This window comes from Mycobacterium interjectum (genome assembly GCF_900078675.2).
In the GTDB taxonomy this organism is placed as follows: domain Bacteria; phylum Actinomycetota; class Actinomycetes; order Mycobacteriales; family Mycobacteriaceae; genus Mycobacterium; species Mycobacterium interjectum.
The window spans coordinates 4727619-4738610 of the sequence record NZ_LT546237.1 but is presented as its reverse complement, the minus strand read 5'-3'; the positions used below and the strand labels follow the sequence as shown (position 1 = coordinate 4738610).

At 67.8% G+C, this 10992-nt stretch carries 10 protein-coding genes, 1 tRNA gene and 1 pseudogene; 5 read left to right on the top strand and 7 right to left on the bottom strand.

The window, feature by feature from the left end:
• From BN4348_RS57495 to BN4348_RS57475, 5 genes and pseudogenes are all read right to left on the bottom strand, one after another.
• Nucleotides 1-518 (bottom strand): DUF7159 family protein (locus BN4348_RS57495; RefSeq protein WP_456238202.1); only part of this gene is annotated, 518 nt, incomplete at its 3' end.
• A 335-nt stretch (nucleotides 519-853) separates the two neighbouring features.
• A pseudogene (locus BN4348_RS57490) lies at nucleotides 854-1429 on the bottom strand (DUF7159 family protein); the annotation flags it as partial.
• A gap of 85 nt (nucleotides 1430-1514) precedes the next feature.
• Complete coding sequence (dcd, locus tag BN4348_RS57485) at nucleotides 1515-2087, bottom strand: dCTP deaminase (RefSeq protein ID WP_066917519.1); 573 nt, start codon at nucleotides 2085-2087, stop codon at nucleotides 1515-1517.
• 14 nt (nucleotides 2088-2101) lie between these two features.
• Nucleotides 2102-3169, bottom strand: coding sequence for an IS110 family RNA-guided transposase (locus BN4348_RS57480; protein ID WP_211145681.1), 1068 nt, complete (start codon nucleotides 3167-3169; stop codon nucleotides 2102-2104).
• A 248-nt stretch (nucleotides 3170-3417) separates the two neighbouring features.
• A complete protein-coding gene (locus tag BN4348_RS57475; protein WP_211145791.1) occupies nucleotides 3418-4056 on the bottom strand; it encodes a hypothetical protein in 639 nt (212 codons plus the stop codon).
• 183 nt (nucleotides 4057-4239) lie between these two features.
• On the opposite strand from BN4348_RS57475, the gene BN4348_RS57470 reads away from it, so the two are divergent.
• The 3 genes from BN4348_RS57470 (at nucleotide 4240) to BN4348_RS57460 (ending at nucleotide 6746) form a co-directional block, all read left to right on the top strand.
• Nucleotides 4240-4313: transfer RNA gene (locus BN4348_RS57470), tRNA-Gly, on the top strand.
• A 174-nt stretch (nucleotides 4314-4487) separates the two neighbouring features.
• On the top strand, nucleotides 4488-5216 hold the full coding sequence (locus tag BN4348_RS57465; protein ID WP_066917518.1) for a ubiquinone/menaquinone biosynthesis methyltransferase: 729 nt from the start codon (nucleotides 4488-4490) through the stop codon (nucleotides 5214-5216).
• A gap of 99 nt (nucleotides 5217-5315) precedes the next feature.
• Nucleotides 5316-6746: an MFS transporter gene (locus tag BN4348_RS57460; RefSeq protein WP_235852832.1), complete on the top strand. Its 1431-nt coding sequence runs from the start codon at nucleotides 5316-5318 to the stop codon at nucleotides 6744-6746.
• On the opposite strand, the gene mtnA is transcribed toward BN4348_RS57460, so the two are convergent.
• Nucleotides 6715-7377 carry an S-methyl-5-thioribose-1-phosphate isomerase gene (gene mtnA, locus BN4348_RS57455; RefSeq protein ID WP_211145790.1) on the bottom strand — a complete coding sequence of 221 codons (663 nt, stop codon included), beginning with the start codon at nucleotides 7375-7377 and terminating at the stop codon, nucleotides 6715-6717. The two genes, BN4348_RS57460 and mtnA, sit on opposite strands and share 32 nt — an antisense overlap.
• Nucleotides 7378-7593: 216 nt before the next feature.
• Between mtnA and BN4348_RS63185 the strand changes: the two genes are divergently transcribed.
• Nucleotides 7594-9021, top strand: coding sequence for a DUF7159 family protein (locus BN4348_RS63185; protein WP_066917516.1), 1428 nt, complete (start codon nucleotides 7594-7596; stop codon nucleotides 9019-9021).
• 92 nt (nucleotides 9022-9113) lie between these two features.
• Nucleotides 9114-9458 carry a DUF732 domain-containing protein gene (locus BN4348_RS57445; protein ID WP_066917515.1) on the top strand — a complete coding sequence of 115 codons (345 nt, stop codon included), beginning with the start codon at nucleotides 9114-9116 and terminating at the stop codon, nucleotides 9456-9458.
• A 17-nt stretch (nucleotides 9459-9475) separates the two neighbouring features.
• On the opposite strand, the gene BN4348_RS57440 is transcribed toward BN4348_RS57445, so the two are convergent.
• Nucleotides 9476-10972: a bifunctional phosphatase PAP2/diacylglycerol kinase family protein gene (locus BN4348_RS57440; protein WP_066917514.1), complete on the bottom strand. Its 1497-nt coding sequence runs from the start codon at nucleotides 10970-10972 to the stop codon at nucleotides 9476-9478.
• Nucleotides 10973-10992: the final 20 nt, after the last annotated feature.

Below are 10992 nucleotides of genomic sequence, written 5' to 3'. Positions count from 1 at the left end.
GCTTCGGCACCCGAGACCATATCGACGAGCTCGGCGACCGCCTCGTCTTCGTCGTCGGCGAGCGCCCTCCGATGGACCTCCGAGATGGACCCGTCCGCGGTGTCGACCACCGCCAGCGTCGCGGTGTAGGGCTCGACGAAGAGCAGCGCGGTGCGCGCATAGTCAGTGGCATCGCCCACGGCCTGCGCCAGGGCGGCGGCGGCCATGAACGCCGAGACCAGCATGACGTTTTCGATCTTGTGGGCGATGAGGGCGTCACGCAGCAGCGCCGCCTCGACGTGATCGGTCCACGTCACCCCGGTGGACAGCAGCTGGTAGCCGCCCTCGTCGGCGGCTTCGCGCGTGCCCAGGATGGCGGAGACCACCTGGTGGGGCGCCGCGGAAGGGGCCGTCGGCGACCCGTCCGCGTCGACGTCGAAGTTGTCCTGGTCGACGGTGGCCCCGCCGGCGCATTCACCTTCGACCAGCACCATGCGGACCTTCGTCGGCGTCATCGACACGCCAAGCACGATGCCCACCACCGCTGAAAACTCTCCCTTGCAGTTTGCTGCGTCACGGCGATGGCTGCGCCGGCGACGCATTCCTTCAGACTCTCTTACCACAGCAGCTCGGGCTCCGAGAATCCGTAATTAGCTGGGCGTTATGAAGTTCTGGTTGTCAGGAGACCGGGCGGCGCGGGTTTTCGGCCAGCCCAACGGTTCGAGCCTACCCGCGCAGCCGCGGGGGTGTTGTGCGCAAAGCCGGCCTGCGTTGGCCGTGTCGCGACGCCGGGCGATCGGGTGCTGCGTGTGGCTAGTGGTGCCCGCCGCCGAAGCCGCCGAAGCCGCCGCCACCGCCGAAGCCGCCGAAGNGAACCGACCACGAACAGCCCGTCGGGGGCCATTTCCGACTTCTCCAGGCCGGCGACCATCCCGGTGAGCTGTGCGATGGCGTCGTCGTAGGACTCGGCGTAGATCGGCTGTTTGTGGACGTCGGCGATCGAACCGTCGGAGGTCTCGACGATGGCCAGTGTCGCGGTGTCGGGCTCCACGTAGAGCACCGCGGTGCGCTCGTAACCCACTGCGCCACCGACACTTTGGGCCAATGCCGCCGCGGCAAGGAACGCCGACACCAGCATGACGTTCTCGATCTTGTGGGCCGCCAGCGCGTCGCGCAACGCGGCCGCCTCGAGTTGGTCGGTCCACGTCACGCCGATTGCCGATAGCTCCAGGCCGGCATCGGCGGCGCCCTCGCGGGTGCCGAGGATGGCGGCGACTACTTGATCCGGCGCGCTCGCGGTGGCCGCGTCGTTGGCCGCGGTGACGTCAAAGTCGTCCTCTTCGACCGTCGCGCCGTCGGCGTTCTCCCCCTCTAGCACCACCATCTGAATCGACGCCGGTGCCATCGACACCCCAAGCACAATATCCAATACAACCCCCTCCAAAGGCATTGCCAGACAGGGCCATGGTCGAGTGGGCAGTTACCAAGGCCCCTACATCATCGCGCAAAATCGCTGTGGCGGCGCGGTGTCGAAGCTATGTAGACCTTATGAAGTTCTGGTACGACCGTGACGGTGTCGGCCCCCGCTGACCCTGATACTTCGACCCTACGCGGGAGCTGCCGTAGGGGTGCTCCGCCGGGCTCGTCAACCGCAGGATGCACAGCTGACCGATCTTCATGCCCGGCCACAGGGTGATGGGGAGGTTCGCGACGTTGGACAACTCGAGCGTGATGTGGCCACTGAAGCCGGGGTCGATGAAGCCCGCGGTCGAATGCGTCAGCAGGCCCAGACGTCCGAGGGATGACTTGCCCTCCAGGCGGCCGGCGAGGTCCTCGGGCAGGGTGAACAGCTCCAGCGTCGAGCCGAGCACGAACTCCCCGGGATGCAGCACGAATGGTTCGCCGTCAACGGGCTGCACCAGGGTCGTCAGTTCGTCCTGCTGCTGCGCGGGGTCGATGTGGGTGTAGCGAGTGTTGTTGAAGACCCGGAACATGCAGTCGAGGCGGACGTCGATGCTGGACGGCTGCACCAACGTGTCGTCGTAGGGGTCGATGCCCAACCGGCCGGAGCTGATTTCGGCCCTGAGGTCTCGATCGGAGAGCAGCACGGGTTTCTCCTATGTCAAGCCGCTGCCGTTTGGCAAGGCTTTGTTCGGTTGTTGTGGTCGGTGTTTAGGTGGCCGAAGACGACGCGGGCCAGGCGTCGTTTGAGGCAGCGCAGGGCTTCGGGGTTGGAGTCACCGCAGCCTTGGCGGTGGCGGTAGTAGATCTGTCCGGCTCCTTGCAGGCGGATTTGGGTGACGGCGATGCGATGCAGGGCAGCGTTGAGTTGGCGATTGCCTGAGCGCGTCATGCGCACCCGGCCTGCGGTGTTGCCCGACCACACCGGGATGGGCGCCACTCCGGCGTGACGGGCAAAAGCCGCCTCGCTTTTGAACCGGGGGACCCCGGCGGCCTCGCCGACGAGTTTGGCCGCGGTCAGCTCCCCGCACCCGGGCATCGCCAGCAAGGCCGGGGCCACCACACGCACGCGTTCGCCGATCCGCTTGGCCAACGTGTCGATCGCGTCTGTCAGCCGGGTGATGTCGGCCAGTTCATCGCGGGCCAACTCAGCGACCAGACCGGGCAGGGTCGCCAGCCAGGCGCCCAACAACTCGCAATGTTTGGCACGATCCAGCGACGCTGGGACAGGGGCACGCTCGGGGTCGAGTTCATGGACCCGCCAACGCAACCGGTTGATCGTTGCAGTCCGTTGTGCCACAAGAACTTCCCGGCGATCCACCAACAGCTTGAGCTCGCGCGACACCTCGTCATGCGAGGCCACGGGCAAGTCAGGTTCTCGCAAGTACCCTCGCGCCACGGCCAGTGCGTCGATCGGGTCGGACTTGCCCTTAGTACGTGCTGAGGCACGAGCCTGAGCCATCAGCTTCGGCGGCACCCGCACCACCTTCTGGCCAAAACCCATCAGGTCGCGTTCCAACCTTGCCGACAGATGCCGGCAATCCTCGATCGCCCACACCACCTGGGCCCCGAACCGTTCCCGCACCCACATCACCGCCTCGGCATGCCCAGCGGTAATGGCTTTGACGGTCTTCTCCCCGAGCTTGCGACCCGCTTCGTCGACGGCGACGAAGGTATGCGTGCGCTTGTGCACATCGGCTCCAACAACAACCATGGTGGTTGCCTCCATTCACTGTGAGGTGACGGTTGGGCCGGTCGGCGGACAAACCTCAGTGGGGGCGGTGCCACGCTCCTATCAAGTCACGCCGGCCGGTCCTTCACACCTGATGCCGACAAAACCCATGGACGCCAACCCAACGGCGGCACACAGCCTAAGAGCCAGACACCAGGTGATCAGGATCCAACCACCGCAACATGCGGCATCTCACCCTGACACTGAGATGAGCCTATCTGCCGCCGGCCGCCGGCCGCGGTGACTCAGCGGAGGTACATCTCCCCACCCTTGGGGTATCCGCCTCCGGTGGTCGTGACGTGGACGTGGTCATAGTGGCCGAGCCGGCTGACCTGCGCGCCGGTGGGCGTGTAGTAGACCCCGCGCCAGATCGCGTCCTGGATCCCGAACCGATCCGCGTTGCGCAGCACGTACGCGACGATCTGGTTCCCCAGCGCGATGCCTTCGGAACTGCCAGGATCAGGAATCATCACATCGATCGCCAAGCCGAGCGGGTGCCAGGGCAGCGGATCCGGACGCACGCCTCCGATTTGGCGAATCTGGGGGAACGTCGCGCTGATGCTGCGGGCCACCAGGATGGTCCGCACCTGTAGGCCCTGCTCCGGCGCGACGCCGACGGGCAAGAAGCGCGAGCGCGTGTGGTACCTCGACGCGGCCAACTGCCCGTCAGCGAAACCGGCGGCTTTACGCGACATATTCGCCGGTGCCGCGACGATTTCCAGGCGGCATGGCGCGACCTCGTCGATAACGGGCTTGGCCACCGTATGGGCGGCGGCCGGGCGGATATCTCCAGCTGCCGCGAAGAAGAGGGCCGCGGGAACGAGCATGCCAGCCAGCACGACTGGCGACTTCCGCCGCTTCTTGGCTAATCGGTGCCGACCCACTCAGAGCACATTACGGGCAGATCACGAAATAATAAACATCGAATACCTAAGAGCCGACGGAACGGCGCGAACGCCATTTGCCCTCGATGCCGAGATCGCGTCCTGCGTGCGGTCGCTGCCCGAGCCCCGCCGGAGCGGCCCACCCGCGCTCACCGCGGATGCTAGCCTTTTCGGGGCAACCGCGCCGATGTAGTTCAATGGCAGAACATCAGCTTCCCAAGCTGAATACGCGGGTTCGATTCCCGTCATCGGCTCCACTGTTTCGGACCACCCCAACCACGCCACGTCGCGGTCGAGGCCGATCCACGCCGACCGCGCTTCCTGGCTAGGTCAACGGGCTAACGGCACCTCTCCAACGACCCATCGCCCGGTTGGAATTGCCGTGGTACATTCCCCGAACTGCCTGCCCGGTGGTTGTGCGGAGGCTCACGATGGTCACACGGCGATGGAACCAGTCGGACGAGGCCAAGAGCAGTTACGTCCAGGAGTTGTTCTCCGCGCTGGCGTCGCGCTACAACGTGATGACCGATCTTTGGACGCTCGGGCTTCATCGCCGGTGGAAGCGGCAAGCCATGGAGTTGTGCGCCCTGCGGACCGGCGAACGAGTGCTGGACGTCGCCACCGGGACGGGCGATCTAGCGTTCCTGGAGGCGGCCGCGGTCGGGCCGGAGGGCCAGGTCGTGGGCGTGGACTCCTGCGCGGCGATGCTTGAGGTCGCCCGGGGGCGGGAGCGCGGGGCCGTCGACTTTCAGGAGGGCGACGCCACCGACCTTCGGTTCCCGGACGCGTGCTTCGACGCGGTCACGATCGGCTTCGGGCTGCGCAACGTAGCCGACCGGGGCCGGGCGCTGCGCGAGTTCCGCCGCGTGCTGCGGCCGGGCGGCCGCCTGATGGTCCTTGATTTCAGCACGCCGGATCCCAAGGCGCTGAAATCCGTGCACGACTTGCTCTACTTCCACGTGATGCCGGCGGTGGGCTGGGCCGTGGCCTGGCATCGCGACGCCCACCATTACACAGCTGATTCGATCCGCACCTGGATGTCGCGGGACGAGCTGCGCGACGCGATGCGGGAAGCGGGCTTCGTCGACGCCCGCTATGTCTCGCTGAGCACGGGGTTCGCCACGGTCCATGTCGGGATGCGCGCGGCCCGCGACGCGTAGCGTCCGAGACATCTTGGCTGGCAACGATATTCGCCAGAATCAGCGCGGCGGACTCAGTCCCCTAACCCGGCCGAGTCGACATGGTGGAGGATTCTGATCGTGGTAAGTGAAAGCCCGGCGGCAACGACGAAAGACGCTGGCATCACCACGATGTCGCGGGGTCCGGCCGCGTTCATGGTGGCCGCGCTGTCGTTGTCGGTGACGTCGTTCACGCTCAACGCCACCATGCTCGGCCCCGCGATACGGGACATCAACACCCATCTCGGACCCCACGCGTACGCCTCGATGTCCGCCTACTTCTACCTCGCCGGGGCGATCGCCAACGTGGTACTGATTCGGTGGAGCGACTTCGTCGGCCGCAAGCGCGTGCTCGTCGGGATCCTGTTCTTGGTCTGCGTCGGAACGCTGTTGTGCATCCTCGGGACGTCGCTGCCCGTAGTGATGGTGGGCCGGGTCCTGCAGGGAAGCGCCAACATCACCTACGGCCTGGCCTTCCTGATCATGCGCGAACACCTCAGCGGCCCGGCATTCGGCGTCTGCTGCGGTGCTATCTCGGCGATCAGCGCCGGGGTGGCAGGTGTCGACGCGCTGCTGGCGGGCGTGATGGTCGACCAATTCGGCTATCGCTCTATCTTCGTTTTGACGCTGGCATTCGGCATTGTCGCCGCCGCACTCTGCTGCCTGGCGGTACCGGCCGACGACCGGGACCGTGCCACCCCGGGCCGGATGGACTGGGTGGGAGCGGTCCTGATCGCGTTGGCCGTCGCAGGGCTCGACCTGTACTTCTCCAACGGTGACCAGATGGGCTGGGCGTCGCCACTCATGCTCATGTCGATCGGCACCGCCTGCGCTGCCTTGGTGGGGCTCGTCATGGTCGAGAAGCGAGTGGCCCAACCCCTGATCCACATCGACCAGATGGCCTCGCGCCACGCCTGGCCGTTGATCGCGGTGACCATCCTGTGCTTCGCGTCGTTCATGGTGGTGCTCAACTACATCGTTCCGTCGATCGCCGAGAACGACCGGGTCGGCTTCGCCGCCAGCGGGCAGCTGACCGCGTTGCTGTTCATCACTCCCGGCGCGCTCGCCCAATTGGTGTTGGCGCCCCTGGCCGGACGGCTCTCCGCCAAGATCGGCTTCGTGACGGTGTTGCGGGCGGGGCTCGTCGCCGCCGTGGCCGTCACCGCGCTGCTCGCGGTATTCGCGCTCGACAAGACGATGGTCATTGTTCTGATGGTGTTGTTCGGAATTGCGCTGGCCATAGCCCTGACCCCGATGAGCGCGCTGGGCGTCCTGCAGGCGCCCGCGGACGAGCCAGGATCGCTGCCCGGGATCGCCAATGCCTCATACGGCATCGGCGGCTCGCTCGGGTTCGCTTGGGCGGGAACGGTTGTCGGAGCGGGGACCATCGCGAGTTACCACACCGGCTTGTGGGTCTGCGTCGCCGTCGGCATCCTCGCCGTCGTCGCCAGCTTGATCCTGAAACCGCGCGGGGGCGCCGTCAGGATGGCCGGTAGCGGCCGTGTTCGGTGACAACGGCGGTGATCAGATCGGCCGGTGTCACATCGAAGGCGGGGTTGAAGGCGTCCGCGTCCGGCGGGGTGATCGTGGCACCGGCGAACGTCCTGAGTTCGTCGGGCGGGCGTTCCTCGATGGCGATCTCGGCGCCGGTAGCCAGCGACGCGTCGATCGTGGACGAGGGCGCGACCACGACGAGCGGCACGTTGTGATGAAGCGCCGCGATGGCCAGGCCGTAGGTGCCGATCTTGTTGGCGACGTCGCCGTTGGCCGCGATCCGGTCGGCGCCGACGAGCACACAGTCGACGAGGCCGCGTGCCATCGCCGCCGCCGCGGCGCCGTCCGGCTGCACCCGGTAGGGCACGCCCGCCTCCGCCACCTCCCACGCGGTGAGCCGGGCGCCCTGCAGCAGCGGGCGCGTCTCGTCGACCAGCACCGACTCGACCAGTCCGCGCTCATGCAGGTGCCAGACGACGCCGAGCGCGCTGCCCCAGGCCACGGTGGCCAGGTGGCCGGCGTTGCAGTGGCTGAGCAGCCGCAACGGCCGGCGATCGCATAGTTCCAGGACGATCTCGGCGGCGTGGGCGGATGCGGACCGGTTGAGGCGTTCGTCCTCGTCGAGGATTTCCAGCGCCTCGGCGAGCACGGATTCGGCGNGTGCGCAGGGTCAGGACGCGATAGTCGGCAGGCAGCGCGGTCTGGTCGATGATCGTGACCGCGTCGCCGTCCCAGTCGATGGTCCTGCGCACCAGCCGACCCTAGCCCGCCCAGCGTGAGGTTCTTAAGGCCTACATAACTTCGGCAGGATCCCGATACAGCTTCCCGGGCGACGATCGGTTAGCGGGTCAAACTGTTGGGAGGCGTGGGCGTGGATATCGTGCTCGGAGTCTCGTTGACCCCCGATTCGGTTCAGCTGGTGCTGCTGCAAGGCGAAAACGCCGAGGGCGCAACGGTAGACGAGCAAGAATTCATCGTCACCGCAACCGACGACGTACCCACGGTCAGCGCGTCTGATCGTGCGATCGCCGCCATCCTGGGCACGCGCCAAGACGCGGCCGGCGCCGGCCTGGAACTATCCGCCGTCGGGGTGGCGTGCACCGACCAGCTTGACGCGAAAGCGGTGGGTGACGCGCTGGCCGCCCACAAGCTGGAGAACGTCATGCTGGTCTCGGCGTTTCTGGCGGCGACCTCACTCGCTCAATCCGTCGGTGGCGCAATGGGTTACGAGCGTACCGCGGTGCTTTTCGTGCAGCCCGACACCGCAACTGTGGCCGTTGTCGAAACCTGCGACGGGTCGGTCGGCGATGTGCGAACAGAGCAGCTCAACAGCGCGTCCGGGGAGGCAGCGGCCGCAGAGCTGCTGCAGATGGTCGCCGGGCTTGACGAACTGCCGACGCGCCCGGGCGGCCTGTTTGTGATCGGCTCGGGCGTCGACGTCGCCCCGCTCAAGTCCCGGCTGGAGGCGGCCACGTCGCTCAGCGTGAGCGCTCCGGAAGAGCCGGAGACGGCCTTGGCGCGGGGCGCGGCCCTGGCGTCGGCGAATGCGCCATTGTTCGCCTCGTCGACCGCCGCGCTGGCCTACGCGCAAGACCCGGGCACCGGTGCGGTGCACGCGAGTGCCCTGCCTGAATATCTGAGCATCGTCGATGCCGAGGTGGGCGACGGCGAACTCGCTTACAGCGCCGTGGCGGACGACGACGCCGGCGCCCCGACAGTCGTCATCGACGCCGGCGCGGCGGGCCCGGGCGAGCCCCGGCCCAGGCCGGGCCTGCTCGTCGGAAGTGCGGTGGCGGTGGCCGGCTTTGGCGCGGCGTTGGCGCTGGAGATCGCGCTGGTGGTCGGCGTCCACACGACGGTCGGCTTGCTTCCCGCCCCGGTGCAGAATTTCATCGCCCCAGCCGAGCAGGTGCTCGCGCCCGTCCCCGGCGCGGTGGCGGCCACGAAGGTGGCCGCGCCCAAGCCCTTGAGCCCGCCCCCGAACGCATTACCGCCGGCAGCTCCGCTGTCCGCGGCCCCGATTCCGGCGGCTCCCGTCGCCCCGGCTCCGGTTCCGGTGGCTCCGCTTCCGGTGGCTCCCGTTCCGGTGGCCCCGGTTCCGGTTGCTCCCGTTCCGGTGGCCCCGGTAGTGCCGGTTCCCGTCCTGGTCCCGCCGATCGCGCCGGCTCCCGTTCCGCCGGTTCGGGTGCCCAACCCGCCGGCGAGCCCGCCCGTGGTCCAGGCACCGCCGCACCNGGCCACCACTAGCCAGTGTCGCGAACCAGCTCCAATTCCGGTTGCGCTCTCGGGTTAACGGTTTTCAAACGCCGCAATTTTGTCGCGCGCCGCGGTTTCGGAGCTGCTTTCATATATGGGCGGGGGCGGCAAACAGTCGAAGAAGGAGTTATGGCAGCACAGAGGCTCTATGGCAAGTTCATCCGCGCGGCGTTTGCAGTCGGCCCCCTCCTGACCGCCAGCGTTGTGTGCGCAGGCCCGGCGCACGCAGACGAGGCCAGCTATCTCAACCGCCTACACGCCATCGGTATCCAGGACCTCGACGGTGGTGACCCGGCGCTGGTGCAGACCGGATGGAAGATCTGCCAACAGATCTCTTGGGGCGCCCCTGCGTCGCAACTGCAGTCCCTTGCGCTGCAAAAGTCCGCCATGGACCTGGGCCCCAGGGGGCTCACGCCGCGACAGGCGGACGCCCTGATCGACTACGCCTTGGTGGACCTGTGCCCGCGCGCGTAGCGTCGACCTGAGCGGGCTCAGCCGCGCGCAAGAGGCCGAAAGACCGGCAGGACCCGGTATTTCGCGCTGAAGCTGGCGTGATCGTATTCGTCGCCGACCTCGCCGTCATGGGCGATGACCGTGGGGCCGTCGACGGCGGAAAAGCTGAACTCGGGCACCTGCAGCTCGTGATACAGCGGGCTGCGCAGCAGCCGCCCCAGGGCCAGCGCGGTCAGGATCCGGGTTCGCGCCCACGGCCGCCCGGTCTCCAGGATGCGCACGTCGATCAGGCCGTCGTCGATTCGAGCGCGGCGCGACGGTGCGAATCCCGTGGGCAGATACACCGAGTTGCCGAGGAAGAACAGCGACGTCTGCAGGGTCTTGTTGTCGTAGCGAATCCTGACCGGCTGCTCCTTGCGCAGCGTGTGCAGCATCGCGTAGAAGCCGGCCACCGGTTTGCCGACGCGCTTCTCGAGCTTTTCGCGATACCGGACGAACGTCGGGTAGGCGCCGATGCTCGCGGTGTTGAGCACCATCCGACTTTCGTTGAGGCACACCAGGTCGACGCGGGCCACGCTGCCCGCCCGGATGGCGTCCACCGTTTTGGCCACGGTGTCGCAGCCGATGTCCTTGGCGAAGTGATTGAACGTTCCGCCGGGAAAGACCGCCAACGGCAGGCCCGTGTCGATCGCGACCGACGCGGCCGTCGCCACGGTGCCGTCGCCGCCGCCGACGGCCAGCACCTCGGCGCGCTCGGCGGCGCGTCGCAACGCCACCTCCGGGTCGTCGTCGGGACCCAGTTCGACGATCTCGACCTTCGGCAGCTCGGCGCGGACCTCGTCGAGGATGCGCGAGCCCGTGCCGCTTCCCGACGACGGGTTGATGACCAGGACCACGCCGGCGCCGTCGGGCCGTGGGGGCGTGTCGACGACGAACGGTTCGGTCTTGGGCAGGGTGGTTTCGACGATCGGGGGGACGACCCGGCCGCCCAGCACGGCGAGGCCCGCGCCGATGCCGAAACCGGCGAGGACGTCCCCGGGGTAGTGCGCGCCGGTAGCCACCCGCGATAGCCCGACCATGCCGGCCAGCAACGCCAGCACGAAGCCCAGCGGCGGATTCTCCAGGCCCACGCCGACGGCGAACGCGGCGGCGCTGGCGGAGTGCCCCGACGGCAGGGAGTTCGACACGGGGCGGCGGCGCACCCGCCTGATCAGTGGCACCGAGTCGTAGACGGGCCGCGGGCGCGGTCGAATTCGCTTGGCGACCTGGTTGGTGACCAGGCTGGTGGCGCCGAGCGTCACGACGCCGCGGGTCGCACCGCGCTGCGCGGAGGGTTTGCCCGACGCCAGCAGCGCCGCGGCGATGGCCAGCCAGAGCTTGGAGTGGTCGGCCACCCGGGTCAGCGGCGGCATGACCGTGTCGAGCAGCGGAGTGGGCGTCTCGGCGATCGTCTCGAAGAGTTCACGATCCAGCGTGCCCAGCCCGCGAGTGATCTGCTTGATGCCGCGCGCGCGTCGCCGGGGCCACCTGTCCATTGCCTACACCTTAAATTGAC

Coding starts and splice junctions, on each gene's coding strand:
- BN4348_RS57480 (WP_211145681.1), bottom strand. CDS start 3,169: ATGGAGGCAACCACCATGGTTGTTGTTGGAGCCGATGTGCACAAGCGC.
- BN4348_RS57465 (WP_066917518.1), top strand. CDS start 4,488: ATGGTCACACGGCGATGGAACCAGTCGGACGAGGCCAAGAGCAGTTAC.
- BN4348_RS57445 (WP_066917515.1), top strand. CDS start 9,114: ATGGCAGCACAGAGGCTCTATGGCAAGTTCATCCGCGCGGCGTTTGCA.
- BN4348_RS57440 (WP_066917514.1), bottom strand. CDS start 10,972: ATGGACAGGTGGCCCCGGCGACGCGCGCGCGGCATCAAGCAGATCACT.